We start from the raw sequence: 25,899 nt of genomic DNA, 5'->3' as shown, positions 1-25,899 counted from the left end.
TCTCCTCGTCTCAGAGCTGGTTGCCGAGCTTGAACTCGCCGTCGCCCGCCGACTCGGGGGCGCGGGTGTACGAGAACCCGTCGGCGCCGATCGTGACGGCCATCTCGGACGAATCCGTTCGGGCGACGACGGGCTGCGGGTTGCCGTCGAGGTCAAGGACCAGCGAGGCCTCGGTGTACCAGCTCGGCACGACGGGGTTGCCCCACCAGTCGCGACGCTGGTTGTCGTGCACGTCCCAGGTGACCACGGGGTTGTCGGGGTCGCCGGTGTAGTAGTCCTGCGTGTACACCTCGACGCGGTGCCCGTCGGGGTCGCGCAGGTACAGGTAGAAGGCGTTCGAGACGCCGTGGCGACCGGGGCCCCGCTCGATCGCGTCGGAGCGGCGCAGGGCGCCGAGCTTGTCGCAGATGGCGAGGATGTTGTGCTTCTCGTGCGTCGCGAAGCAGACGTGGTGCATCCGCGGGCCGTCGCCCCCGGTCATCGCGGTGTCGTGCACGGTGGGCTTGCGGCGCATCCACGCGGCGTAGACCGTGCCCTCTTCGTCCTGGATGTCCTCGGTCACCCGGAAGCCCAGCGACTGCATGAAGTTGACAGCGCGCGGCACGTCGGGGGTCACCTGGTTGAAGTGGTCGAGTCGGACGAGCTCGCCCGGGCTGTAGAGGTCGTACCGCCACGACAACCGCTCGACGTGCTCGGTCGCGAAGAAGAACTCGTACGGGAAGCCGAGGGGATCGATGACCCGGACGGAGTCGCCGATGCCCTTCGTGAACCCCTCCGGTGCGCGACGGACGTCGCAGCCGAGCTCCTCGTAGAACGCGACCGCCTTGTCGAGGTCGTCGGCCGAGCGCACCCGGTAGGAGAACACGGCGACTGCGGCGACGGGGCCCCGGCGCAGGACGAGGTTGTGGTGGATGAACTCCTCGGTCGACCGGAGGTAGATCGCCTCGTCGTCCTCCTCGGTGACGTGGAGGCCGAGCACGTCGACGTAGAAGACACGGGACGCCGCGAGGTCGGTGACCACGAGCTCCATGTACGCGCAGCGCAGCACGTCCGGGGCCGGCGCGGTGGGGGTCGGGATGGGGTTCGCCGACCGGATCGGCGCCTCCTGGCTCACCCAGAAGCCGGAGGAGGTCAGGGTCATGTCGTCACGGTGGCTCATATCGCGTCCTTGCGTGTGTCGTGAGAGGAGTGGATGCCGCTCAGTGCGCGGCATCCGCCTTGCCGAAGGTGGGGTTGTGGACCTTGCCGAGCGTGATGTGCACGGCCTGCTGATCGGTGTAGAAATCGATCGAGCGGTAGCCGCCCTCGTGGCCGAGGCCCGAGGCTTTGACCCCACCGAAGGGGGTGCGCAGGTCGCGGACGTTGTTCGAGTTCAGCCACACCATGCCGGCCTCGACGGCCTGTGAGAAGTTGTGGGCGCGCTTCAGATCGTTCGTCCAGATGTAGGCGGCGAGCCCGTACTTCGTGTCGTTCGCCAAGGCCAGCGCCTCATCGTCGGTGTCGAACGGCGTGATCGCGACGACGGGGCCGAAGATCTCCTCCTGGAAGATCCGCGCGGTCGGCGGGACGTCCGCGAACACGGTGGGCGCGACGAAGTTCCCCGTCTCGAAGCCCTCGGGGCGGCCGCCGCCGGCGACCAGGCGCCCCTCGCTCTTGCCGATCTCGACGTAGCTCATCACCTTGTCGAAGTGTTCGGGGTGCACCAGCGCGCCCACCTCGGTGGCGGGGTCGTGCGGGTAGCCGACGACCACGCGCTTCGCCTGCGCCGCGTACCGCTCGACGAAGTCGTCGTACACCTCGCGCTGGACGAGGATGCGGCTGCCCGCGGTGCAGCGCTCGCCGTTGAGGGAGAAGACGCCGAAGATCGTGGCGTCGATCGCCGCGTCGAGGTCGGCGTCGGCGAAGACGACGGCGGGGGACTTGCCGCCGAGTTCCATCGACAGTCCCTTCAGGAAGGGTGCGGCGTTGCCGAAGATGATCTGGCCCGTGCGGCTCTCGCCGGTGAACGAGATGAGCGGCACGTCGGGGTGCTTCACGAGCGCGTCACCGGCGTCCTCGCCGATGCCGTTCACCAGGTTGAAGACGCCCTCCGGCAGGCCCGCCTCCTCGAAGATGCCCGCCCACAGCGAGGCGGACAGCGGGGTGAACTCCGCCGGCTTCAGCACCACGGTGTTGCCCGTCGCGAGCGCGGGGCCGAGCTTCCAGGACTCGAGCATGAAGGGCGTGTTCCACGGGGTGATGAGCCCCGCGACGCCGATCGGCTTGCGGTTGACGTAGTTGATCTGCCGGCCGGGGACTTTGAAGGTGTCATCGGACTGTGCGACGATCAGGTCGGCGAAGAAGCGGAAGTTCTCGGCCGCGCGGCGCGCCTGGCCGAGCGCCTGCGTGATGGGGAGGCCGGAGTCGAACGACTCCAGCTCGGCGAGCCGGGCGTCACGCGACTCGACGAGGTCGGCGACGCGGTGCAGCACCCGTGACCGCTCGCGGGGAAGCATGCGAGGCCACGGACCCTCGGTGAAGGCGCGACGCGCTGCGGCGACGGCTCGGTCGATGTCGGCCTTCTTGCCGGCCGCGGCGGTCAGGTAGGTCTCGTTCGAGACCGGGTCGAGGACGTCGAAGGTCGCGCCGTCGATGGAGTCGACGAACTCGCCGCCGATGTAGTGCTGGATGTGATCGGGCAGGTCGGCGGGCACGTGGCGCTGCGTCCGGCTCGTGTCGATGTCGGTCATGGTGCTCCTTCGCGGGTGTTCAGAAGGCCGGAAGGCCGAGGGTCTCGTCGGGGTGCTCGTGGATCAGGTAGGCGTCGAGCGTCGCCGCGCGGTGGCGGCGGGCTGCCTTTTCGATCTCGCCGAGCGGGGCGCTGTTCTCGATGAGGCGCAGGATGTTCTCGTGCTCGTGCACCGATTCCTGGGCGCGGCCGGGGACGAAGCTGAAGGTCGAGTCGCGCAGGTGGCCGAGGCGCGCCCACTCGGACTCGACGAGGTCGAGCATCCGCGGGTTCGCGCACTTCCCGTACAGCGCGGAGTGGAACTCCTGGTTGAGGCGGGTGAACGATCGCGGGTCGAAGTGGGCGAGCGACTCGATCATGAGTTCGTTGATCTCGCGTGCGTGCCGCACGTCCTTCTTCGTCAGACGCCGGGCGGCGAGAGCGGTCGCGGCGCCTTCGAGGATCGACAGGGACTGCATGCTGTAGCGGTACTGCGTGTCGTCGACCATCGAGACGCGCGCTCCGACGTTCCGCTCGAACGTGACGAGTCCCTCGGCCTCGAGCTGCCGGATGGCCTCACGCACGGGGACGACGCTCATGTCGAGCTCGCCCGCGATCGTCCCGAGTACCAGACGGTAGCCGGGCGTGAACTCCTGCGCCGCGATGCGCTCCTTCACCCAGTGGTACGCCCGCTGGGACTTGCTGAGGCCGTTCGCGGCCGTCACTTCTCCGCCCGCCATGCGAGGTACCGATCCTTCCATTCGCCGGTGAGCGGGAAGAGCCCGTCCACCGGGTGACCGGATGCCACCTGTGCGGCGATCCAGCCGTCTTCGATCTCCTGCTCGAGTGCGGCATCCGCCACCTCGTCGGCGATCGCCGGCGGGATGACGATGACGCCGTCGGCGTCGCCGACGATCACGTCGCCCGGTTGGACGGTGGTGCCACCGCAGGCGACCGTGAGATCGGCATCCCACGGCACGTGCTTGCGGCCGAGGACAGCCGGGTGAGCGCCTGCGGAGTACACGGGGATGCCCACGGCGGCGACCGCATCGGCGTCTCGGACTCCGCCGTCGGTGACGATGCCGGCTGCACCTCGGGCGTGCGCGCGGATGGCGAGGATGTCGCCGAGGGTGCCCGAGCCGCGTTCACCGCGCGCCTCGATGATGAGCACCTCGCCTTCGCCCACCGCGTCGAAGGCGCGCTTCTGGGCGTTGTAGCCGCCACCGTGGCTCGCGAAGAGGTCTTCGCGGTTCGGCACGAACCGGAGGGTCCGGGCGAGTCCGACGACCTTGGTGCCGGGAAGCAGCGGTCGGACGCCGTCGATCGTGACGTTGTTCAGTCCTCGTTTGCGCAGCTGCTGTGACAGTCCCGCGACCGGGGTGCGCTCGAGCTTGGCCCGGAGGGCGGCGTCGAGGCCCCCGGGGGTCTCGGGGGTTTCGGGGGCCAGGCCGGCAGCCTCGCGGGATCCCCATGCCTCGGCGCGCTGGACGTCGTCCACGGCGGGGAGTGAGCCGATCACCGCATCGAACCCCGCATCGCCCTGAATCACCGACGTGCGCAGTCGGCCGGAGGTGGGTGCACCGGGCGACCCGGGCGCGTCGACTTCGACCTCGACGACATCGCCCGGGCCGACCACGGACGACCCCGCGGGGGTGCCGGTGAGGATGACGTCCCCCCGCTCGAGCGTCATGTGCTGCGCCAGGTCGGCGATGAGCTGCGCGAAGGGAAAGATCATCCTCGCCGTGGTGTCCTCCTGGGCGAGCTCGCCGTTGACCCAGGCACGCACCCGAAGCCCGTTGGGCTCGATGGTCCGAGCGTCGATGAGCTCCGGACCGACGGGGGTGTATCCATCGCGCCCCTTGGAGCGCACGTTCGATCCGCGGTCGTTCGCACGCAGGTCGTAGAGCCCGAAGTCGTTCGACGCGGTGACCCACCCGACGTGCGACCACGCGTCGTCGACACTCACGCGGTACGCGTCCGTGCCGATGACGAGTGCGACCTCGGCCTCGAAGGCGAGCAATTCGGTGCCGGCGGGGCGCTCGATGCTGTCCCCGGACGCGGCGACGGAGCTCGACGGCTTGAGGAAGTACGACGGTGCGGCCGGGCGGCGTCCTCGCTGGTCGGCGCGGGACGCGTAGCTCAGGTGGATCGCGATGATCTTGCCGGGACGCAGGGGGAGAGCGGCGAAGCGCCGGTCTGCGGCATCCGTCGATGTGTCGTGTGTCATGAGCTCCCTCGCTCTTGCGGCGTATCCCAAATCGTATATTATCGTCTCACCCGCGGCAACCGATCACCACGATCACCTGCCGGCGACGACGACGTCACCGAGGAGTCAACGAAGATGAGCGAGCGATCGCACACGGGGTTCACCCCCACCGGCACCATCAGCACGGCCAGCGACCGACGACGCGTCGTCTTCGCCACGGTCGTCGGCACCACCGTCGAGTGGTACGACTTCTTCATCTATGCGCAGGCAGCCGGACTCGTCTTCGGCACGCTGTTCTTCGCTCCCGCCGGCGAGGGGATGGGGACGATCCTCTCGTTCCTCACCGTCGGCATCAGCTTCCTGTTCCGTCCGCTGGGCGCCTTCCTCGCCGGTCACTTCGGCGACAAATACGGCCGCCGGATCGTCCTCGTCGTGACCCTCGTGCTCATGGGCGTCGCGACCACCCTCGTCGGTCTGCTTCCGACGTACGCCGCGATCGGGATCGCCGCGCCGATCCTGCTCATCGTGCTGCGCATCCTGCAGGGCATCTCGGCCGGTGGCGAGTGGGGCGGCGCCGTGCTCATGGCGGTCGAGCACGCACCGCGTCAGAAGCGGGGCCTGTTCGGCGCCTCGCCGCAGATCGGTGTGCCGATCGGCCTCCTGCTGGCCTCCGGGATGATGGCGCTGATGTCGTTCCTCGCTCCCGGGGACGCGTTCCTCGAGTGGGGCTGGCGCGTGCCGTTCCTCTTCTCGATCGTCCTGATCCTCGTCGGCTACTACATCCGTCGCCGCGTCGAGGAGAGCCCGGTGTTCCTCGAACTCGCCGAGCGCAAGGAACGCACGCACACCCCGATCGTGCAGCTCTTCCGTAAGCATGCGCTGCTGGTGTTCATCGCCGCGCTCGTCTTCGCCGGCAACAACGCCGTCGGGTACATGACGACCGGCGGGTACATCCAGAACTACGCCACCAACCCCGAGGGTCCGCTCGGCTTCGAGCGCAGCAGCGTGCTGCTCGCGGTCACCGGCTCGGCGCTGTTCTGGCTCGCCTCGACGTGGACGGCCGGGTGGATCAGCGACCGCATCGGACGCCGGACCACGTACATCGGCGGGTGGATCCTGCAGCTCGTGGGAGTGTTCACGCTCTTCCCGCTGGTCAATTCGGGAGACATCTGGCTGCTGTTCACGGGTATCGCCTTCCTCGCCCTCGGCCTCGGGTTCACGTACGGTCAGCAGTCCGCCTACTACGCGGAGCTGTTCCCGGCGTCGATCCGCTTCTCCGGCGTCTCGATCTCGTACGCCATCGGCGCCATCCTCGGTGGGGCGTTCGCACCCACGATCGCGACCGCGCTGGTCCAGGCCACCGGGTCCACGTGGGCGGTCGCCTTCTACCTCGCCGGGATGACCGTCCTGGGCCTCGCCGCGACGCTCGTGCTGCGCGACCGCACCGGCATCCCGCTCGGACCGGACCACGAAGAGGAGCAGGCGAGGAGCCCCATCTACGGGGTCGCCCGGGCCTGAAAGCGAGACACCATGCAGTTCCACCACCACGGCTACGTCTCCGGCGACCCGCGCGTCGCGCCCGCCGCCGGCACCGGCCTCGACCGGCCCGCCGACCTGCCCGACGAGATGGACGTCCTCATCGTGGGATCAGGGCCCGCCGGCATGCTCCTGGCTGCGCAGATGTCGCAGTTCCCGTCGGTCACCACGCGCATCATCGAGCGCCGCGACGGGCGCCTGCCGCTCGGCCAGGCCGACGGCATCCAGCCACGCAGCGTCGAGACCTTCCAGGCGTTCGGATTCGCGGAGCGCATCGTCGCCGAGGCCTACAACATCGCGTACATGAACTTCTGGGGCCCCGACCCCGCCGACCCGTCGCGCATCGTGCGCACCACCCGCACCGAGGACTACGCGCTGAAGATCAGCGAGTTCCCGCACCTGATCGTGAACCAGGCACGCGTGCTCGACTACTTCGCCGAGGCCGCGGCACAGGGGCCTGCCCGCATCACCCCCGACTACGGCGTCGAGTTCGTGGGGCTCAGCCGCGACGACGAGCAGGAGTATCCGGTCGCGGTACGCGTGCGCCACACGGTCGGCGCGCGTGCGGGGGAGGAGCGGACGATCCGCGCGAAGTACGTGGTCGGCTGCGACGGTGCCCGCAGCGGCGTGCGCGAGGCGATCGGCCGCAAGCACGTCGGCGAGTTCGCGGCGCACGCCTGGGGCGTCATGGATGTGCTCGTGAACACGGACTTCCCGGATTGGCGCACGAAGTGCGCGATCAACGCGCAGGCCGGCAACATCCTCCACATCCCCCGGGAGGGCGGGTACCTCAGCCGTATGTACATCGACCTCGGCGAGGTCGCCGACACCGACAACCGCGCGGTGCGGGCGACGCCGATCGAGGCGATCATCGGCAAGGCGAACGACATCCTGCACCCCTACTCGATCGACGTGAAGCAGGTCGCGTGGCACAGCGTGTACGAGGTGGGGCACAGGGTGACCGACCGCTTCGACGATGTGGAGGACGGCGACGGACGGACGCCGCGGGTCTTCCTCACCGGCGACGCCTGCCACACGCACAGCGCGAAGGCCGGCCAGGGCATGAACGTGTCGATGCAAGACGGATTCAACCTCGGGTGGAAGCTCGGCCACGTGCTCACCGGCCTCGCCCCCGAGTCGCTGCTGTCGACGTACTCCGCCGAACGGCAGCCGGTGGCGCAGCAGCTCATCGACTTCGACCGCGAGTGGTCGTCGCTGATGGCGCGCAAGCCCGGTGAGATCTCCGACCCGCAGGAGCTGTCGACCTACTACCTTGCTACCGCCGAGTTCCCCTCCGGTTTCATGACGCAGTACGGTGCCTCCGCGATCGTCGGTGACGACGGGCATCAGGCACTCGCCGCAGGCTTCCCGCTCGGCAAGCGCTTCACGTCGGTCGAGGTGACGCGCGTAAGCGACGGCAACGTCGTGCATCTCGGCCATCACGCCCGTGCCGACGGGCGGTGGCGCGTGTACGCCTTCGCCGACGCGGATGCCACCGCGCTCGCCGACTGGGCGGCACGGATGACGGCGCCCGATTCGCCGCTGTCGCGGGCAACGCCCGCGGGCGCCGACGTCGACGCCGTGTTCGACGTGAAGGTGATCTATCCGCAGTCCTACGACGCGGTCGACATCGCGGCGGTGCCCGGCCTCTTCCTGCCGAAGACGGGGCCGCTCGGGCTCACCGACTGGGAGAAGGTGTTCGCCGCGGGACCGAGCGGGTGGAACACCGTCGATATCTTCACCGAGCGCCAGATCGACCGGGCCGGCGTGGTGGTCGTCGTCCGGCCAGACCAGTACGTCGCCGCGGTGCTGCCGCTGTCGGCCCCCGACGAGCTCACCGCCTTCCTCGATGGCGCGGTGCACATCCCCGCGAAGGAGAACTCGGCTGTGTGAGTCTTGTGGAACGCCGACGGCCGGGAACCGCGGGTGCGGTCCCCGGCCGTGGCGGCATCAGGCGATGGAGCGGCGCAGCATCAGGTACGAGCCGCCGGCGAGCACCGCCGCCACCGCGAGCATGGCGCCGGTGAGGCTGATGGGCGTCAGCGACCCGAACCAGGCCATCACCTCCGGCCACGCCTGCAGCTGGCCGATCAGCCAGAGCCCTGCCACGAACAGGAGGGCGAGTCCGATCAGCGAGATGGTGAGCACCACGTTGCCCCAGCGTTTGTACACGGTGGCTCCGCAGAAGCCGACGACGAAGAACAGCATCGCCAGGGAGAAGAAGAACAGACCGGCCAGGACGGCCCCCTGCGACCAGACCCAGGTGAGCCGGAACATGTAGCCGCCGAGGCCCCAACCGTTCGTCGCCTCCTCGATGAATCCACCGATCACGAACAGGAGCGCGAGCCCGAGCGCGGTCAGGGCCGCCGTGATGAGGGTGCCGAGGTAGAACTCCCGGCGGGTGACGCTCATGGCCTGCGAGAACGGGAACGTGAGCGTCAGCGCCTGCACGCCGACGACCGCGAAGTACCAGAGCGGTGCCTGGGCGCCGCCGCCGAACATGTCGACCTCGACGTTCCCGTTGCTCGCGATCAGGCCGAAGATCGCGAGGCTGATCACGATGGTCCCGCCGAGCACCATGAGCGGGACCCAGATGTAGGTCGCCCGGTTCACGAGCTGCATGCGGACGACGTTCAGGGTGCGGTTCATCGCAGTGCTCCTTCATCGGCGGGGGCGGCGTGCTGGGTCTGACGCACGATCAGCTGCTGGAGCGAGACCGGTGCGACATCGAGTCCGGATGCCGCCAGCGCGGCGCGGTCGGACGACGTCAAGGCGCCGAGGACGGTGACGCTCGTCACGCGCCCCAGCGATTCGCGGTGGATGACCTCGCGGTCGGCGACGAAGGCCTCGACGGCGGCGCTGTCGCCGAGGATCGTGGCCGCACGGTCGCGCACCGATTCGGTGTCCTCGTCCATGACGATCTGTCCGCCGTCGATGACGATGACCTTCTCGAGGAGATTCGAAACCTCGTCGATCAGGTGGCTGGACAGGATGATGGTCCGGGGGTGCTCGGCGTAGTCCTCGAGGAGCCGGTCGTAGAAGATCTGACGCGCCACGGCATCCAGACCCAGATACGGCTCGTCGAAGAAGGTGATCTCCGCCCGGGCGGCGATGCCGATGATCACCCCGACGGCGCTCAGCTGCCCGCGCGACAGCTTCTTGATGCGCTGTTTCACGGGGAGCTGGAACTCGGCGATCAGGCGCTCCGCGAGCGGCTGATCCCAGTTGGGGTAGAACAGCCGGGCGATGCGGAAGGCGTGCAGCGGGGTGGCGTCGTCAGGGTACTTCTGGCTCTCGCGGACGAAGCACATCCGACGCAGGACGCCCGCGTTCTCGTAGGGCGCTTCCCCGAACACGCGCACGTCTCCGCTGGTGGGGAAGTTCTGCGCTGTCAGGATCGACATGACGGTCGTCTTGCCGGCGCCGTTGCGCCCGAGGAGTCCGTAGATCGAGTCCCTCTCGATCGTGAACGAGATGTCGTCCACCGCGGTCTTCTCGCGGTAGCGCTTGGTGAGGTTCTTCACCTCGATGACGGCGGTCATCGTGCGGTTCCTTCCGTGGTCGTGGTCGTGGCGCGCGCCTGGAGCAGGCGCGCAATGTCGTCGGGGCCGAGGCCGAGCTTGCGCGCCTCGGCGAGAAGCGGGTCGAGATAGCGGTCGGCGAAGGCCGCCCGTCGTTCGCCCAGCAGGAGCTCCCGGGCGCCGTCGGCGACGAACATGCCGATGCCGCGCCGCTTGATGAGCACGCCTTTGTCGGTGAGCATGGCGATCCCCTTCGCAGCTGTGGCCGGGTTGATGCGGAAGAAGGCGGCGAGCTCGTTCGTCGAGGGAGCCTGGTCCTGTTCCGACAGGCTTCCGTCGATGATCGAGTCCTCGACACTCTCTGCGATCTGCACGAAGAGCGGGCGTCCTTCTTCGACCATTCCGGCTCCGTTCCGACTCGCTCGCGCGAGCTTGGTTGGTTAGTTACATGAGTAGGTAACCAAAGAACCAAGCGTTCGTCAACCCCTCTTTCGACGCGGGATGCCGCGACGCGCGCCCGCGCGAGTACCTCAGTCGGCCGTCGGTATCAAGGGAGTGGCCCGGTTTGATCCCCGTGAATACGCCGCCTACGGTGGATGAGGGCCTCGAGCCCTCGACGACCAGTCCGCGGTCGCTCGAGCCGGTCTCCCTGGGGAACGCCGGCGACGAGCGAGCGTACGGTCGGCGGTCTGGGCGACGATCCCGATGTTCGTCGCCGGAGCATGGCGCTGGATGTGTTCGCGAACGCTCGCGCCGAGCCTGTGATCGCCACCCGGGCGCAACCGATGCGGACGCGTGCGCGCCCGCCGAGGTGCAGACACGTGACCACCCCCGCAGTCGAAGCGAAGAGCTTGTTCAAAGTCTTCGGACGCAATCCCGCCCAGGCCGTCAAACGCCTGAAGGCGGGAGAGACCCGAGACAAGGTCAAAGACGCCGGAACCGCCGCCGTCATCGATGCGAGTTTCACCGTCGAGCGCGGCGAGATCTTCGTCATCATGGGGCTCTCCGGCTCGGGCAAGTCCACCATCATCCGCATGTTGAACGGGCTCCACGACGCTTCCGGCGGAGAGGTGCTCGTCCACGGCGACCCGATCACGGGCATCCCGGCCTCTCGTCTGCGCGGCATCCGCCGCGAGCGCATCGCCATGGTGTTCCAGCACTTCGCTCTGCTCCCGCACCGCACGGTCGCCGCCAACGTGGCCTACCCGCTCGAATTGCGCGGCACCCCCAAGGCCGAGCGCCTGGCCAAGGCCGAGGAGATCCTCGAGCTCGTGGGCCTCGGCGGCTGGGGCGACAAGCTCCCCTCGGCGCTGTCGGGAGGCATGCAGCAGCGCGTCGGCATCGCCCGCGCGCTCGCCGCTGACACCGACATCCTCCTGATGGACGAGGCCTTCAGCGCCCTCGACCCGCTCATCCGCCGCGAGATGCAGGAGCAGCTGCTCGAGCTGCAGCAGAAGCTGCAGAAGACGATCGTCTTCATCACCCATGACCTCAACGAGGCGATGTTCCTCGGCGATCGGATCGCCGTCATGCGCGACGGCCGCATCGTGCAGATCGGCACGCCCGAAGACATCCTCACCGACCCCGCCAACGACTACGTCGAGCAGTTCGTCCAGGACGTCGACCGCGCCCGTGTGCTCACCGCCGCCAACGTCATGGAACGGCCGAGCTCGGTCGCCGTCACCGACAACGCCGGGCCCCGCATCGCGTTGCGCACCATGCGGGACAACCGCATGGCCGCCGTCTACGTCACCGATCGCAGCCGCAAGCTCCTGGGCATGGTCACCGACCGTGACGCGCTGAAGCTCGTCCGCCGCGGACAGACCGCCCTCTCGACGGTGCTCCGCCCGGTGCCGCAGGCCGTCGGTCGCGACGACGTGCTCATGGATCTGTTCGTGCCCGCGGCCGAGTCCCCCCTGCCTCTGGCTGTGACGGATGCGGAAGGTCGCCTGGTCGGCGTCATCCCCCGCATCACGCTGCTGACCGCCCTCGGCCCGCAGACCACCGAGACGACCGAGATCCCCGTGATCCTCGACCCCGTCTCCCGTGTCGAGATCGACGAGGCACTCGCTGCCGTCGACCCCTCGGCCACCGACTCCGAGGAGGTGCGCTGATGGATGGGTTCCGCATTCCCGTCGGCGACTGGGCCCGCAGCGCCGTGGACTGGATCCGCGACAACCTCGATTGGCTGCTGACCGCCATCGCGACCGCGGTCGGCTGGCTCGTCGACTCCCTCGCCGATCTGCTGCTCAACGCCCCGATCGTCGCCGTGATCGTCGTGCTCGCCGCCCTGGCACTGCTGCTGCGCTCGTGGCAGTTCGCCGTCGGCACGGTCATCACCTTCGTGCTCATTCTCGCGATGGGGCAGTGGGTCAACTCCATGCAGACCCTCGCGCTGGTGCTCGTCGCAGCGGTCATCGCCGTGATCATCGCGGTGCCGCTCGGCATCGCCGCCGCACGCAGCGACCGGCTCAGCGCCGGCATCCGTCCCGTGCTCGACCTCATGCAGAGCATGCCCGGATTCGTCTACCTCATCCCCGCGATCGTCTTCTTCAGCATCGGCGTCGTGCCGGGCGTCGTGGCGACCGTGATCTTCGCCCTCCCGCCCGGGGTCCGGCTCACCGAGCTCGGCATCCGCGGCGTCGACTCCGAGACCGTCGAAGCAGGTCACGCCTTCGGCGCGACCCCCGGTCAGATCCTGCGGGGCGTGCAGCTCCCGCTCGCGATGCCGAGCATCATGACGGGCGTCAACCAGCTCATCATGCTGGCGCTCTCGATGGCCGTCATCGCCGGCATCGCCGGCGCAGACGGACTCGGCAAGGAGATCGTCCAGGCGATGTCGACCGTCAACATCGCCAAGGGCGTCGAAGCCGGCCTCAGCGTCGTCATCCTCGCCGTCTACCTCGACCGGCTCACGGCGGCCCTGGGCGACCTGCGTCGTCAGCGCTGGTCGCTGCTCGGCATCATCGCACGCCGCCGCGCGCCGCAGAGCGGACCGCCGTCGGCACTCACCCCCGACGCCGACGCGCGTGACCAGGCCGAGATCGAGAAGGCCTCGCCGCGGCGCGCGCCCGTCGCCGCCGGCGGCGCGTGACCCCAGACGTACGACCGCACCAGCGGGCGTACGGTCCGGCGACATCCGGACCACAGCACGATACGAAACGCATGCAATCACATACGGAAGGCACACGATGAACAAGCGACACCTCACCGGTCTCGTGGCGCTCGGCGCCGCGGCATCCCTCACCCTCGCCGGCTGCGCCAGCGGCAACCAGGCCCAAGGCGGGTCGAACGAAGGCGGCGATGGCAGCCTCGGAACCATCACGCTCGGCTACCTGCCCTCGTGGACCGACGGCCTCAGCACCGCATATCTGCTCGAAGACCAGCTCGAGAAGATCGGCTACACCGTCGAGCTCGAGGAGCTCACGGAGGCCGGTCCGCTGTACACCGGGCTCGCGCAGGGCGACGTCGACATCTACCCGTCGGCATGGCCCGAGCTGACCCACAAGTCGTACATGGACGAGTACGGCGACAAGATCGAGGACCTCGGCGCCTACTACGAGAACGCGAAGCTCACCATCGCGGTGCCGGAGTACGTCGACATCGACTCGATCGAAGACCTCGCCGACAACGCGGACCGCTTCAACGGCACCATCTACGGCATCGAGCCCGGCGCGGGCCTCACTAAGCAGACCCAGGAGTCGATGCTCCCCGAGTACGGCCTCGAGGGCGACTTCGAGCTGGTGACGTCGTCGACGGCGGCCATGCTGACCGAGCTCGACAGTGCGACCGCCGCCGAGAAGGACATCGTCGTGACGTCGTGGCGTCCGTTCTGGGCCAACGAGATGTACGGCCTGAAGGACCTCGAGGACCCGCGCGGCGCCATGGGCGACGCCGAGGCCCTCCACTTCCTGGGCACCGCCGGCTTCGCGGAGGAGTTCCCTGAGGCGGCCGAGTTCATCGCGGGCATCAAGCTCGACGACGAGCAGTACGCGACTCTCGAGGACATGGTCGTCAACGAGTACGGCGAGGGCAAGGAAGCCGACGCGGTCGACGCGTGGCTCGAGGCCAACCCCGACGCGTTCGACACGCTCGTCGCGGAGTGATCACACCGTGACATGGAGGGGATCCGGCTGCGGCCGGGTCCCCTTCGTCGTTCACGCCGCCGGCGGCTCGGTCGAGGGTCGCTCGGTCAGCTCGCGAGCGACCTTCTTCTCGAGCACCTCGACAGCCTCGTCGGAAAGTGCGATCAGACCGTCGATCTCCTCCCGCACGCGCTGGTAGGCGACGTGACGCTCGGCGGGCGTGGCGGCCTCGTCGGTCGCCACCGCGAGCAGGCGGGATGCCGTCGCGAGCCGCTTGCGCTCGGGCTCGCTGAAGCCGGTGTCGCGCACCCGCCGCGCTTCGCGCTCGGCCAGGTCGAAGGCGACCTCGAACTCGGTGACGGCGGCGCGGTAGGCCGCGACGTCCTCCGCCGACGGCTTCGCACCCTCGGCTGGGCGGGCGCGGTCGGCGACCTTCTTCGCGCGCAGGAACGCCGCCGTCAGCGCTTCGCGACCGTCGCTCATCGACGGGAAGGCGATCAGCTTGGCGACGTCGAGCTCGTAGTCGAGCCAGCGGCGGGTCACCTCGTCGTGCACGGCGCGCAGGTCGTCGACCTGTTGGGGGAGGGTGTCCGCCGGCGCGGCCGCCTCCGTCGCCGCGGCGATCCCGATGCCGCGCTTGGCGGCCGTCAGCTCGGCCTTCGCGCGGATGACCTCGAGGCGCTGCTGGTGGCGGCGCTTGGCGTTCTTCGTCCAGGTGTTCCCCGCAGCGGAAGCGAGCCCGAACAGCGGAAACACCAACCACCAGTAGCTGCCCGCGAACGTCCAGAATGCTTCCACGGTGTCAGCCTATTGCGGGCGGGCGTCGCGGTCTGGCCTGTCGGTGCGCCCGGGCCGATCGGTGCCGCCGGTGTCGTTGCTGCGCCGGGTGTCGTCGGTGCGGCGAGTGTCGTCGGTGCGGTCGCTGCGGTCGGTGCGCCCGGGAACGGGCCACACCGGGCGCCGAACACGGTCGGAGGCGTCGCGCTCTGAGGGCTCCGCTCGCCCGCGATGGGCATCCAGAGCGGATGCCGCGGACTCAGCGGCTCGCGCCAGCCCCTCGGCCGAGCGACTGATCGCCTCCGTCGCGACCACGCTCCACCGCTGCGCGAGTGAGGGCGGCGGCGGTGGGGCATCGGCGGGACGCTGTCCCGCGAGCCGCCACGCCTCCTGCTCGGCGACGTCGAACGCGCGCTGCAGGTGATCGACGGAGCGACGATACGCGGCGTACTGCTCGGCGGTGATCCGCGCCCGCGGCGACGCAGGCCGGAGGCGCCGGGCTTCGGCGTCGAGGCGCAGGAACTCGCCCGTCGTCGGCACCCGGGCGTCGCTCATCGCGGGGAAGGCGATGCGCCTGGCGGCATCCGTCTCGTATTGGATCCACCTCGCTGCGATCGCGTCGTGTGCGGCCATCGTGCGGGAGACGGGAAGGTGCACCGGATCGGTTCCGCGGGCGGGGACGGCGGAACGCTCGACGCCGATGCGGGCACGGGCCACGCGGATGTGCGCCACCGCGGCAGTTCTCGCGCGCTGGGCGGCCTCGAACGCGCGCCGGGCGGCGTGGACGTCGGCGCCGGTCGCGCGCCCGGCACCGCGTTCGGCCTCGATCCGGGCGACCTCGGCCTGCGCCACGCGTGCGCTCGCGCGGGCTCCGGCGGCCTCGTTGCGCGCCTGCTGGAGTTCGAGCTTCGCGGCGGTGACTCCCAGCCGCCGCGCCTTCGTGGAGCGACTCCGCCGCACGCCGATCACACCGGCCGCGCCGGCACCGGCCGCCGCCGGGGCGACCCACCAGAACTCGACCAGCGCGGCCCCGAAGGCGACGACCCAGGGCTCCACCCCGCCATGCTAACCGGCCTCGGCACGCGGCATCCACGTGACAGCTGCGACACCCGGTCCGGCCGCGCGCCCGCAGCCCGGATCACCACGCGGCATCCGCCGTCGCTCTGACCGCGAGACAGCAGTGTCGGCCCGAGACGTCGGTCGACAACCACCGTCTCGGGCTGTGACTGCTGTTTCGCGGCCCGGGCCCGGGCCGGGCCGGGCGGGCGTGCGGGGGATGCCGCGGCGCTCAGCCGAACAGCAGGCTCAGCACCGTGGCGCCGCCGCCGACGAGCACCATCGCGATGATGACCACCCAGGCGACCGCCCGGGTCCGCGCGCGGCGGCGGACGTCGAAGTCGGCGTACTCGGGGTCGTCGCTCACGCGGGGACCTCGTCGACGATCTCGCCGAAGGCGGCCGGGAGGGTCGCCTTCGACACCGCGCGCAGCTGCGACGCCGGAATCGTGAACAGTCCCTGCACCTCGAGGGCCGGCTCGTCGCCGTCCCCGGCGGGGTCGGTCACGCCGATGCGCAGCACCGGGTAGCCGCGCCCCTCGCAGAGGCCGCGGAACTTCACGTCCTCCTCGCGAGGCACCGAGACGATCACGCGGCCGGTCGACTCGCTGAACAGCGCCGTCGCGGCGTCCACGCCGTCGCGCTCCATGATCTCGCGCAGCCAGACGCGGGCGCCGACGCCGAAGCGGGAGACCGCCTCGGCCAGCGCCTGGCCGAGGCCGCCGGCGGAGAGGTCGTGCGCGCTCGAGACGAGCATCTCGTCTCGAGCGGCCTGCAGCAGGCCCGCGAGGGTCTTCTCGCCGGCGAGGTCGACCTTCGGCGGGCGACCGCCCAGGTGACCGTGGACGGTTCCGGCCCAGGCCGAGCCGTCGAGCTCGGTGGACGTCGTGCCGAGCAGGTAGATGTTCTCACCGGCATCCTGCCAGCCGCTGGGGATCCGACGGGCGACGTCGTCGATGATGCCGAGGACGCCCACGACCGGGGTCGGGAAGATCGGCTGGTCGCCGGTCTGGTTGTAGAACGACACGTTGCCGCCGGTGACCGGCACCCCGAGCTCGAAGCACGCGTCGGCGAGACCGTCGACGGCCTGCCCGAACTGCCACATCACCTCGGGGTTCTCGGGGCTGCCGAAGTTGAGGCAGTCGGTGACCGCGGTGGGCACGGCGCCGGTGACGGCGACATTGCGGTACGCCTCGGCGAGGGCGAGCTGCGCACCCGCGTACGGGTCGAGCTGGCAGTAGCGGCCGTTGCAGTCGGTCGCGATCGCGAACCCGAGGCCCGACTCCTCGTCGACGCGGATCATGCCGGCGTCGTCGGGGAAGCTGAGGGCGGTGTTGCCCATCACGTAGTAGTCGTACTGGTTGGTGATCCAGGAGGTGTCGGCCAGGTTCGGGCTGCCGAGCAGCTGCAGGAACTGGGTGCGCAGGGTGTCGGGGTCGTCGCTCCGCTCGAGCGCCGACGCCGAGTCGCCCTGGAGCGCGTCGATCCACGTGGGGTAGGCGACGGGGCGCTCGTAGACCGGTCCGTCGACCGCGACCGTCGAGGGGTCGACGTCGACGATCTGCTCGCCGTGCCAGAAGATCTGCAGCCGGCCGTCGCCGGTGACCTCGCCGAGCACGCTCGTCTCGACGTCCCACTTCTCGACGACGGCGAGGAAGGCGTCCAGCTTCTCGGGAGCGACGATCGCCATCATGCGCTCCTGGCTCTCGCTCATGAGGATCTCCTCCGGCGTGAGCGACGGGTCGCGCAGCAGCACCTTCTCGAGGTCGACCTTCATGCCCGAACCGCCGTTGGCGGCGAGCTCGCTCGTCGCACAGGAGATGCCGGCGGCGCCGAGGTCCTGGATGGCCTCGACCAGCTCGCCCTTGTAGAGCTCGAGGCAGCACTCGATGAGCACCTTCTCGGCGAACGGGTCGCCGACCTGGACGGCGGGACGCTTGGTGGGTCCGCCGTCGGCGAAGGTGTCGGATGCCAGGATCGACGCGCCGCCGATGCCGTCGCCGCCGGTGCGGGCGCCGAACAGCACGACCTTGTTGCCGGCGCCGGTCGCGTTGGCGAGCTTGATGTCCTCGTGGCGGAGGACGCCGACCGCGAGCGCATTGACGAGCGGGTTGCCCTGGTAGACGGAGTCGAAGACCGTCTCGCCGCCGATGTTCGGCAGGCCCAGGCAGTTGCCGTAGAAGCTGATGCCGCTGACGACGCCGTGGACGACGCGCGCCGTGTCGGGGTCGTCGATGGCGCCGAAGCGCAGCTGGTCCATGACAGCGACGGGGCGGGCGCCCATCGAGATGATGTCGCGGACGATGCCGCCGACGCCGGTCGCGGCGCCCTGGAACGGCTCGATGTAGCTGGGGTGGTTGTGCGACTCGACCTTGAAGGTGACGGCCCAGCCCTCACCGACGTCGACGACGCCGGCGTTCTGCCCCATGCCCACCATGAGGCGCTCTTTCATCTCGTCCGAGACCTTGTCGCCGAAGCGGCGCAGGTAGATCTTCGACGACTTGTACGAGCAGTGCTCGCTCCACATCACGGAGTACATCGCCAGCTCGCCCGAAGTGGGGCGGCGGCCGAGGATCTCGCGGATGCGGTCGTACTCGTCGGGCTTCAGCCCGAGCGCGCCGTACGGCTGCTCCCTCTCCGGCGTGGCGATGGCGTTTTCGACGGTGTCTGCGACGGAGGGGGTGACTGGGGTGCTCACGCGGCTGGGCTCCAAGATTCGGGATGCCGGGGGTACGGCGCCAGTCTAGTTCGTGGCGACTACCGCTCGTACGGGTCCTCGTCGGGGTCCTCGCCGGGGTCGGCGGTCTCCGGTGCGGCTTCCGCGTCAGGCGTCCCGGACTCCACGATGCCGATGCCGACCGCGTGGTGCGACTTGCCGTCGTCGGAGGGGTCCTCGCCGCCGTCGGACGCCTTCGGTTCTTCGCCGGGGTCCTTCGCCGTGCTCGGCTCCTCGAGTTCTTCGGTGTCGGGCTCGCGGTCGTCAGCCTGGGGTGCGTTGTCGGGGGTGCTGTCGCTCATGCCACCACCCTGCGCCTCGGCAGCGTGCCATGGCGATGGGGTTGACGGGGTGGCATCCATTGGTCTCGCGTGCCGAGCGCTCTCAGCCGCGCCAGGAGGTGCGGCCGAACCGCTCCCAGCGCTCCACCACCCGCGGGGTGGCGTCGTCGGCCCCGGTGGGCTCGACGACGTCACGGCCACCGATGAACACGCGCTCCACGCGGGAGTCGATCGCGAGCGGATCGCCCGACCACACCACGATGTCCGCATCGCGGCCGGCCTCGAGCGCTCCGACGCGGTCGTCGAGCCGGAGGATGGCGGCCGGGTTGACGGTCAGCGCCTCCGGCGCGATCTTCGGATCCAGGCCCTCGCTCACGGCGAGGATCGCCTGCAGGCGGAGCTGGTCGATCGGCACGACGGGGTGGTCGGTCGTGATCGCCACGGTCACGCCGGCCTCGGCGATGAGCGCCAGGTTCCCGATGCCGCGGTCGCGCAGCTCCACCTTCGAGCGCGAGGTGAGCATCGGTCCGAAGATGACGGGGATCCCCTTCTCGGCGAGGACGTCGGCGATCTTGTGGCCCTCGGTGCCGTGGTTGACGACGAGCCGATAGCCGAATTCCTCGGAGAGACGGATGGCGGTGGCGATGTCGTCGTGGCGGTGGCAGTGCTGATCCCAGGCCAGGTCGCCGTCGAGGACCGCGGCGAGGGTCTCGTGGGTGAGGTCGCGGTCGAACGGCTCGCCCTTCGAGGCTGCCGCTGCACGCTTCTCGGCGTAGGTGCGCGCACCGACGAATGCCTCGCGGAGGACCGCGGCCACACCGAGACGCGTCGATGGTGTCTGCTTCTTCTCGCCGTAGACGCGCTTGGGGTTCTCGCCCAGCGCTGACTTGACGGACACGTCGGCCCGCAGCACCTGCTCGTCGACGGTGCGCCCGCCCCAGGTCTTGATCGCGACCGTGCGTCCACCGATGGGGTTCCCGGAACCGGGCTTGATGACGGCGGTGGTCACACCGCCGCGCAGCGCGTCGCGGAAGCCGACCTCTTCGATGTCGATGCCGTCGAGGGCGCGGAAGCGCGCGCCGTTCGGATCGGTCATCTCATTGGTGTCGTTGCCCGACCATCCCTCGCCGTCCTCGTGGACGCCCAGGTGCCCGTGCGCCTCGACGAGCCCAGGGAGCACCCAGCTTCCGGTCGCGTCGACGATGCGCGCGCCGTCGGGGATCGCGATGTCCGCGCCGACATCGGTGATGACGCCGTCGACGGCGATCACCGTCCCGCCATCGATCGAGTCGCCCACGACGGGGACGACGTGACCACCGGTGATCGCCAGGATGTCAGCCATGCGTTCCAGCCTATGCACTCCCTTCCGGGTGGATGCCGCGGTGTCGGCGGCCGCGCTTACGCTGGGCGTATGCCCGCCGACGACCCCGCCGCCCGGCTCGCAGAACGCGAGCGCGAGCTGACCGCGCTCCTGGCTCGGCTGGACGCGGACGACGCGTCGCTCCGCGCCGATCGAGCGGATGCCACGGCCGACGACGAGCACGACCCGGAAGGGTCCACGCTGTCGGGTGAGTGGCAGCGCGTCGCGGCGGTCCGTTCGGCGACGCAGCGGGAACTCGACGACGTGCGCGCTGCGCTCGCGCTCGTCGCGGCGGGCACCTACGGCGTGTGTGAGCGCTGCGGCGAGCCGATCCCGGTCGCCCGTCTCGAGGCGCGTCCGCAGGCCACGCGGTGCGTCGCCTGCGCATCGCTCCTCTGAGCCCGCGGCATCCGCTCGGCGCGAGCAAGGCAGGGTCGGCAATCGATCAGCGATCACGGCGGCGCCTGCAGCGCCAGCGGCATCCGCTCAGCAATCGCCGACCCGACGCGAATCGTCGTGGCTTTGCCCCGAACGGAGCATTTTGCGTCGGCTCGCGACGGGAAGAGAGGTCTTGACGCGCGCCGCGGCCGGGCCTAACGTACAACCAAATGGTTACACATAAGACCTCCGCACGAAGCGAGCTGACCGATGAGCAGATCGACCGGGTGTTCCACGCCCTCGCGACCGCCACGCGGCGCGACATCCTGCGCCGCACGATCGAGCGCGAGCAGTCCGTCTCGACCCTCGCGGCCGAGTACGACATGTCGTTCGCGGCGGTGCAGAAGCACGTCGCCGTCCTCGAGGCGGCCGAACTCATCGTCAAGCGCGCCGACGGCCGGGAGCGACTCGTGCGGGCGGATCCGGCCATGATCGCCCGCGCCCGCGCGCTCCTCAGCCGCTACGAAGACCTCTGGCGGACGCGCATCGACCGCCTCGACGCGCTGCTCGCCGAGCCCGACGACCACACCTGAACACATCCGACCGCAGACCACGCAGCATCCATCCGACGAAGGAGAAGGACATGCCCGTCACCGACATCACCACCGATCCCGAGGCTCTCACCATGACCCTCACGGCCGATCTCGACGCCCCCGTCGACCGGCTCTGGCGCGCCTTCACCCAGCCGCGTCAGCTCGAGCGCTTCTGGGGTCCCCCGGGATGGCCGGCCACCTTCACCGCCTTCGACTTCACCGTCGGCGGGCATGCGCACTACGCCATGACGAGCCCGCACGGTGAGACCTCCCGCGGCACATGGGAGTTCCTCGCCATCGACGACGGCCGCAGCTTCGAGGTCATCGACGCGTTCGCCGACGCCGACGGGCAGCCGCTCGCGGACTTCCCCTCGATGCGCATGGTGTTCTCGTTCGACGAGACTCCGGGAGGCTCCCGCCTGTCGAACGTGACCCACTTCACCTCGGCCGAAGCGCTGGAGCAGGTCGTTGCCATGGGCGCCGTCGAGGGTTCGCGCCTCGCGATGTCGCAGCTCGACGCGGTGCTCCACGACCTCCGCGAGTACTCGAAGGGCAAGGGGACCGTCGTCGAGCTGCTCGACGACACCCACGTCCGCATCACCCGACTCGTGGAGGGCTCGCGCGAGCTCGTCTGGCGCGCGCATCACGAGTCGGAGCTGCTGCGGAAGTGGCTGCTCGGTCCCGACGGATGGGTGATGACCGTCGCGGAGCCCGCGAACGAGGTGGGCGCGCAGTACCGGTACGCCTGGGAGCAGGAGGGCCAGCCCGAGACCGCGTTCGGTTTCGAGGGCGAAGCCGTCCTGGTCGACGCGCCGCGTCGCGCGGTGACGACCGAGAAGATGTCGGGGATGGAGGGGCCGTCGACCCTCAACGACCTGCAGCTCTACGAGGAGGACGGCGCGACCCTCCTCACCCTCCTCATCGAGTACCCCGACAAGGAGACCCGCGACATGATCCTCGCCACCGGCATGTCCGACGGCATGGAGACCTCGTACGCCCGGCTCGAGTCCGAGGTGCTGCAGGCCGCCTGACCGGCCGCCTGTCGGCGGCGCGCAAGCGGCAGGCGGCCGCCACCGGGAGTCAGGCGCGGGCGAGCGCGTCCTCGAGGGCGACCCAGGCGAGCATCGCACACTTCACGCGGGCGGAGAACTTCGAGACGCCGGAGAGGGCGGCCGCATCCGCGTACGTCTCCTCGTCGAGCGGGATCGTCCCCCGCGAGCGGAGCGCCTCGCGGAAGCCCTCGATCAGGCGGGTGGCGTCCTCACGCGGAAGGCCTTCCTCGCCGCCGTCCTCCTCGACGAGCGCCGCCAACATCGACGCCGACGCCTGCGAGATGGAGCAGCCCGACCCCTCCCACGACAGGTCGACGAGCCGCTGGCCGGCGTCGTCCACACGCACGCGGAGGGTGATGTCGTCGCCGCACATCGGGTTGTGCTGGTGCGAGCTGGCCGTGCGCCCCTCTTCGGGCGCGAGGCCCTGTCCGTGCGGGTGCTTCGAGTGGTCGAGGATCAGCTCCTGATAGAGCGAGTCGAGTCCGTTCATGCGTTCACTCCGAAATAGGTGCGGATGCCGCTGACGGCATCGAGGAAGGCGTCGACGTCGGACTCGGTGTTGTAGAGCGCGAGCGAAGCGCGAACCGACGCGGTCATGCCGAAGCGGCGGTGGAGCGGCGCGGCGCAGTGGTGCCCCACCCGCACGGCGATGCCCTGGGCATCGAGGAACTGGCCGGCGTCGTGCGCGTGCACGCCTTCGACGTCGAACGCCCACAGGCCCACACGCTCTACGCCCTCGGCGTCGCCGAGCAGGCGGATGCCGGGGATCTCGACGAGACCGGCGCGCATGCGCTCAGCGAGGCGCACCTCGTGCGCGTGGACGGACTCGAGCCCGGCATCCTGCAGATACGACACAGCGGCGGCCAGGCCGATCGCGGGCCCGATGGGCTGCGTTCCCGCTTCGAAGCGCTGCGGCGGCGGAAGGTATCCGGCCTCGTCGAGGGTGACCGTGGTGATCATCGATCCGCCTGTGAGGAAGGGCGGCAGGGCTTCGAGGATCTCACTACGCCCGTAGAGGCCGCCGACGCCGTAGGGGCCGAGCATCTTGTGCCCGCTGAAGACGGCGAGGTCGACGCCGAGCGCGGGGAGGTCGAGCGGGAGGTGCGGCGCCGACTGGCAGGCGTCGAGCACGGTGAGGGCTCCGACGGCCTGCGCGAGCGACACGATCTCGGCGACCGGGTTGACGATGCCGAGCACGTTCGACACGTGGGTGAACGCGACGATCCGGGTGCGCTCGCCGATGATCCCGGCAGCGGCATCCAGGTCGAGGGTCCCGTCGTCGTGCACCGGGATGTGGCGCAGCGTGGCACCGGTGCGAGCGGCGAGCTCCTGCCAGGGGATGAGGTTCGCGTGGTGCTCGATCTCGGTCGTGACGATCTCATCGCCCGCCGTGAGGGCGAATCGAGCGGATGCCGGGGCTCCGCGCCCGACGGTCGCGTTGCCGATCGCGTAGGCGACGAGGTTGAGGCCGAGCGTCGCGCCCGCCGTCCACACGAGCTGCTCCGGCAGGGCTCCGACGAAGCGCGCGACGGCCGTGCGGGCGTCTTCGAAGAGGTCGGTCGCCTCGGCGGCGAGGGTGTGCGCGCCGCGGTGCACGGCCGCGTTGCTGCGCGTGAGGAAGTCGTATTCCGCCTGGAGCACCTGGCGCGGCTTCTGGCTCGTCGCACCGGAATCGAGGTAGACGAGAGGATGCCCGTTCACCTGCTGCTGCAGGATCGGGAAGTCCGCGCGGAGCGCGGCGGCGTCGAACGTCGCGGCGTCGGGCAGGGCGGAAGGGATCACCCTTCTAGGCTACGCCGGTGCCGGGCGCCCGGGTCGGTTGCGTCAGCGTCAGAGCCGGGAGAACGGGCGATAGATGATCTCGTCGACGGCGCCCTCCTCGACGGCACCGATGATGAGTGCGTACTCGCCTTCGCCGCCCTCGGCCGTGTCGAAGCCGTCGCGTTCCGTCCCGAAGAAGATGCGGACTCTGCCGTCGCTGAGCTCGACCTCCTCGTCGGGACCGAGCGCGCGTACATCGTCGATGCTCGTCCCGACGGTGAGCCCGGATTCCGCGGTCAGCGCGACGCCGCTTTCCGCGCCCACGGTGAATTCCGCGTATGAAGGTTGCCAGTACTCGGTGCGAGGCTTGCCGCCATCGGTTTCGATCATGTCGAAGAGCGAGAACCCACCCCACCGGTAAGACGTGTAGTCCGGGAAGTGAGTCCCGTCACCCTCGGTGATCGATTCATCCGGCGCGGTGCCGAAGACGTCGGTCAGCGCGGCGACGGCGAGCGCTGCGTCACCGTTCCACCGGTAGGTGAACAGGTCCGACCCGTCATCGCCGACGACGGTGATGCCCGTCGCGCCCACTTCGATCTCCGCTGCCGTCGCTTCTGTTGGACCTGGGGACGGGGACGGGTCGGCCGTGGATGTTGCGCTGGTCGTCGGAGTCGCGCTCGGCACCGCCGCAGGCGGCGTCGTGGTCGCCCCTGCGGTCGGCGCCTGCGGCCGCGAGAGCAGCATCACCATCGCGATCACCGCGGCGATCGCGAGCACCCCGGCAACAGTCAAGACGGGCAGCAGTGCCTTCGGTCGTTCCCCCATGTCGGGGAGTCTCGCACACTCGCATGACGGGCGCGTATCGGATTCGGATGCCCGGTTCAGCCCATGCCATCGCGCGGCAGACCCTGCCACGATGGACCCCATGAGCGCCTCGACACCGTCCGATGTCCTGCGGGATGCCGCCGCCGCCCGCACTCGCCGCGACCAGCTTCGCGTGCAGGCCGCGGCGGCCGCCGATCTCGTCGCAACACGGGGGCGCGAAACGGCGGAGCTCCAGGAGCGCCTGAGTGCGGAGACCGCCGACGTCGAAGGTCTCGAAAAGCTGTCGCCGGCCCGTCTGTGGGCATCGCTTCGGGGTGAGCTCGACGACCGACTCGCGCGAGAACGCGCCGAGCGTCAGATCGCCGCCCAAGCGGTCGACGGCGCGACCGAGCGCCTCCGGTCCGCACGCACAGAAGCCGACCGGCTCGCCGCCGCGATCTCCGAGCTCGGTGACGTGGATGCCGCGTTCGCAGCCGCGCTCGCTGCCCGTGCCGCCGTCCTGCGGGCGGAGGGTTCGGCGGCATCCGACGAACTCGTCGCGATCGACACGCAGTTCGGCGCGCTCGCCGCCGAGGGCATCGAGATCAGCGAGGCCCAGCGTGCGCTCGCCCTCGCGCAGCGCGCGCTCGCCGAGGCGCAGCGCGCGCTCGACTCGGCCGGCGGCTGGTCGACGTATGACACGTTCTTCGGCGGCGGCATGATCGCCGACCTCATGAAGCACGATCGCATCTCGCAGTCGGCGCGCGCGTTCGCGGCGGTGAACCGCGCGCTCGAACATCTCGCGGCGGAACTCGCCGACCTCGGGGCGGGTCCGGTCGAAGCCGTTCAGATCTCGGACTCGCTCGCCGTGTTCGACGTCCTCTTCGACAACATCCTGTCGGACTGGGTCGTCCGCGAGCGCATCGCGGAAGCCGCACAGCAGGCCGACCAGCTGGGTCGCCGTCTCGCCGCGCTGGAGGTGGACCTCGCAGGCCGGCTCGATGGAGTCGCCGAGCGCCGCGGCTGGCTCATCGAACGGCGCGAAGCACTGCTCCTCGCCGACTGAG

The 25,899-nt window shown here is 69.9% G+C and carries 25 protein-coding genes; 9 read left to right on the top strand and 16 right to left on the bottom strand.

Translation table 11 applies throughout. From position 1 onward, the window contains the following. Positions 1 to 10: 10 nt before the first annotated feature. Genes hpaD through BKA24_RS00870 form a run of 4 tightly spaced genes read right to left on the bottom strand, consistent with a single transcriptional unit; the run spans position 11 to position 4,934 of the window. Positions 11 to 1,159: a 3,4-dihydroxyphenylacetate 2,3-dioxygenase gene (gene hpaD, locus BKA24_RS00885; RefSeq protein ID WP_184214383.1), complete on the bottom strand. Its 1,149-nt coding sequence runs from the start codon at positions 1,157 to 1,159 to the stop codon at positions 11 to 13. Between the two features lie 40 nt (positions 1,160 to 1,199). Next, positions 1,200 to 2,729 (bottom strand): 5-carboxymethyl-2-hydroxymuconate semialdehyde dehydrogenase, encoded by a 1,530-nt coding sequence (hpaE, locus tag BKA24_RS00880; RefSeq protein WP_184214381.1) that lies wholly within the window; start codon positions 2,727 to 2,729, stop codon positions 1,200 to 1,202. A gap of 19 nt (positions 2,730 to 2,748) precedes the next feature. Further along, complete coding sequence (locus BKA24_RS00875) at positions 2,749 to 3,447, bottom strand: GntR family transcriptional regulator (protein WP_184214379.1); 699 nt, start codon at positions 3,445 to 3,447, stop codon at positions 2,749 to 2,751. Next, complete coding sequence (locus tag BKA24_RS00870) at positions 3,429 to 4,934, bottom strand: fumarylacetoacetate hydrolase family protein (RefSeq protein WP_184214377.1); 1,506 nt, start codon at positions 4,932 to 4,934, stop codon at positions 3,429 to 3,431. The genes BKA24_RS00875 and BKA24_RS00870 overlap by 19 nt, the downstream gene beginning before the upstream one ends. A gap of 114 nt (positions 4,935 to 5,048) precedes the next feature. Here BKA24_RS00870 and BKA24_RS00865 point away from each other — a divergent pair, with 114 nt between their 5' ends. Continuing rightward, on the top strand, positions 5,049 to 6,431 hold the full coding sequence (locus tag BKA24_RS00865; RefSeq protein ID WP_184214375.1) for an MFS transporter: 1,383 nt from the start codon (positions 5,049 to 5,051) through the stop codon (positions 6,429 to 6,431). 12 nt (positions 6,432 to 6,443) lie between these two features. Then, the gene (locus BKA24_RS00860; RefSeq protein WP_184214373.1) at positions 6,444 to 8,342 is read left to right on the top strand and encodes an FAD-dependent monooxygenase; all 1,899 of its coding nucleotides are present in this window, start codon (positions 6,444 to 6,446) and stop codon (positions 8,340 to 8,342) included. Between the two features lie 57 nt (positions 8,343 to 8,399). Here the strand turns inward: BKA24_RS00860 and BKA24_RS00855 are convergent, their stop codons facing one another. Genes BKA24_RS00855 through BKA24_RS00845 form a run of 3 tightly spaced genes read right to left on the bottom strand, consistent with a single transcriptional unit; the run spans position 8,400 to position 10,371 of the window. Beyond that, positions 8,400 to 9,098 carry a hypothetical protein gene (locus BKA24_RS00855; protein ID WP_184214371.1) on the bottom strand — a complete coding sequence of 233 codons (699 nt, stop codon included), beginning with the start codon at positions 9,096 to 9,098 and terminating at the stop codon, positions 8,400 to 8,402. Further along, complete coding sequence (locus tag BKA24_RS00850) at positions 9,095 to 9,991, bottom strand: ABC transporter ATP-binding protein (RefSeq protein WP_184214369.1); 897 nt, start codon at positions 9,989 to 9,991, stop codon at positions 9,095 to 9,097. Before BKA24_RS00850 ends, BKA24_RS00855 begins: the two co-directional genes overlap by 4 nt. Next, entirely contained in the window at positions 9,988 to 10,371 is a 384-nt protein-coding gene (locus tag BKA24_RS00845) for a GntR family transcriptional regulator (protein WP_184214367.1), read from the bottom strand. The genes BKA24_RS00850 and BKA24_RS00845 overlap by 4 nt, the downstream gene beginning before the upstream one ends. Before the next feature lie 420 nt (positions 10,372 to 10,791). On the opposite strand from BKA24_RS00845, the gene BKA24_RS00840 reads away from it, so the two are divergent. The 3 genes from BKA24_RS00840 (at position 10,792) to BKA24_RS00830 (ending at position 14,076) form a co-directional block, all read left to right on the top strand. Next, on the top strand, positions 10,792 to 12,084 hold the full coding sequence (locus BKA24_RS00840) for a quaternary amine ABC transporter ATP-binding protein (RefSeq protein ID WP_343065816.1): 1,293 nt from the start codon (positions 10,792 to 10,794) through the stop codon (positions 12,082 to 12,084). Next, complete coding sequence (locus BKA24_RS00835) at positions 12,084 to 13,064, top strand: ABC transporter permease (RefSeq protein ID WP_184214365.1); 981 nt, start codon at positions 12,084 to 12,086, stop codon at positions 13,062 to 13,064. The genes BKA24_RS00840 and BKA24_RS00835 overlap by 1 nt, the downstream gene beginning before the upstream one ends. Positions 13,065 to 13,161: 97 nt before the next feature. Beyond that, on the top strand, positions 13,162 to 14,076 hold the full coding sequence (locus BKA24_RS00830; RefSeq protein WP_184214363.1) for a glycine betaine ABC transporter substrate-binding protein: 915 nt from the start codon (positions 13,162 to 13,164) through the stop codon (positions 14,074 to 14,076). 51 nt (positions 14,077 to 14,127) lie between these two features. Here BKA24_RS00830 and BKA24_RS00825 read toward each other — a convergent pair whose 3' ends face one another. The 6 genes from BKA24_RS00825 to BKA24_RS00805 all read right to left on the bottom strand — a co-directional run bounded on the left by BKA24_RS00825 (position 14,128) and on the right by BKA24_RS00805 (position 20,226). Further along, complete coding sequence (locus BKA24_RS00825; RefSeq protein ID WP_184214361.1) at positions 14,128 to 14,853, bottom strand: hypothetical protein; 726 nt, start codon at positions 14,851 to 14,853, stop codon at positions 14,128 to 14,130. A gap of 9 nt (positions 14,854 to 14,862) precedes the next feature. Then, on the bottom strand, positions 14,863 to 15,888 hold the full coding sequence (locus BKA24_RS00820; protein ID WP_246366961.1) for an efflux RND transporter periplasmic adaptor subunit: 1,026 nt from the start codon (positions 15,886 to 15,888) through the stop codon (positions 14,863 to 14,865). A gap of 232 nt (positions 15,889 to 16,120) precedes the next feature. After that, the gene (locus BKA24_RS15680; protein WP_343065815.1) at positions 16,121 to 16,255 is read right to left on the bottom strand and encodes a hypothetical protein; all 135 of its coding nucleotides are present in this window, start codon (positions 16,253 to 16,255) and stop codon (positions 16,121 to 16,123) included. Next, the gene (gene purL, locus BKA24_RS00815; protein ID WP_184214359.1) at positions 16,252 to 18,585 is read right to left on the bottom strand and encodes a phosphoribosylformylglycinamidine synthase subunit PurL; all 2,334 of its coding nucleotides are present in this window, start codon (positions 18,583 to 18,585) and stop codon (positions 16,252 to 16,254) included. The genes BKA24_RS15680 and purL overlap by 4 nt, the downstream gene beginning before the upstream one ends. Positions 18,586 to 18,644: 59 nt before the next feature. Continuing rightward, the gene (locus tag BKA24_RS00810; RefSeq protein WP_184214357.1) at positions 18,645 to 18,905 is read right to left on the bottom strand and encodes a hypothetical protein; all 261 of its coding nucleotides are present in this window, start codon (positions 18,903 to 18,905) and stop codon (positions 18,645 to 18,647) included. Between the two features lie 82 nt (positions 18,906 to 18,987). Next, entirely contained in the window at positions 18,988 to 20,226 is a 1,239-nt protein-coding gene (locus BKA24_RS00805; protein WP_184214355.1) for an amidohydrolase, read from the bottom strand. A 69-nt stretch (positions 20,227 to 20,295) separates the two neighbouring features. On the opposite strand from BKA24_RS00805, the gene BKA24_RS00800 reads away from it, so the two are divergent. From BKA24_RS00800 to BKA24_RS00790, 3 genes are all read left to right on the top strand, one after another. Next, positions 20,296 to 20,643: a TraR/DksA family transcriptional regulator gene (locus BKA24_RS00800; protein WP_184214353.1), complete on the top strand. Its 348-nt coding sequence runs from the start codon at positions 20,296 to 20,298 to the stop codon at positions 20,641 to 20,643. A gap of 209 nt (positions 20,644 to 20,852) precedes the next feature. Continuing rightward, the gene (locus BKA24_RS00795; protein WP_184214351.1) at positions 20,853 to 21,215 is read left to right on the top strand and encodes an ArsR/SmtB family transcription factor; all 363 of its coding nucleotides are present in this window, start codon (positions 20,853 to 20,855) and stop codon (positions 21,213 to 21,215) included. 50 nt (positions 21,216 to 21,265) lie between these two features. Next, complete coding sequence (locus tag BKA24_RS00790; RefSeq protein ID WP_184214349.1) at positions 21,266 to 22,246, top strand: SRPBCC family protein; 981 nt, start codon at positions 21,266 to 21,268, stop codon at positions 22,244 to 22,246. A gap of 49 nt (positions 22,247 to 22,295) precedes the next feature. On the opposite strand, the gene sufU is transcribed toward BKA24_RS00790, so the two are convergent. From sufU to BKA24_RS00775, 3 genes are read right to left on the bottom strand one after another with little or no spacing between them, the layout of a single operon-like run. Continuing rightward, the gene (sufU, locus tag BKA24_RS00785) at positions 22,296 to 22,757 is read right to left on the bottom strand and encodes a Fe-S cluster assembly sulfur transfer protein SufU (RefSeq protein ID WP_184214347.1); all 462 of its coding nucleotides are present in this window, start codon (positions 22,755 to 22,757) and stop codon (positions 22,296 to 22,298) included. Beyond that, positions 22,754 to 24,049 (bottom strand): SufS family cysteine desulfurase, encoded by a 1,296-nt coding sequence (locus tag BKA24_RS00780; protein ID WP_184214345.1) that lies wholly within the window; start codon positions 24,047 to 24,049, stop codon positions 22,754 to 22,756. The genes sufU and BKA24_RS00780 overlap by 4 nt, the downstream gene beginning before the upstream one ends. Before the next feature lie 48 nt (positions 24,050 to 24,097). Next, positions 24,098 to 24,853 (bottom strand): hypothetical protein, encoded by a 756-nt coding sequence (locus BKA24_RS00775; RefSeq protein WP_184214343.1) that lies wholly within the window; start codon positions 24,851 to 24,853, stop codon positions 24,098 to 24,100. Between the two features lie 100 nt (positions 24,854 to 24,953). Between BKA24_RS00775 and BKA24_RS00770 the strand changes: the two genes are divergently transcribed. After that, positions 24,954 to 25,898: a hypothetical protein gene (locus tag BKA24_RS00770; RefSeq protein ID WP_184214341.1), complete on the top strand. Its 945-nt coding sequence runs from the start codon at positions 24,954 to 24,956 to the stop codon at positions 25,896 to 25,898. Position 25,899 lies beyond the last annotated feature (1 nt).

It is taken from the genome of Microbacterium marinum, from assembly GCF_014204835.1.
Taxonomy (GTDB): domain Bacteria; phylum Actinomycetota; class Actinomycetes; order Actinomycetales; family Microbacteriaceae; genus Microbacterium; species Microbacterium marinum.
This window is presented reverse-complemented; position numbering and strand designations above follow the sequence as displayed.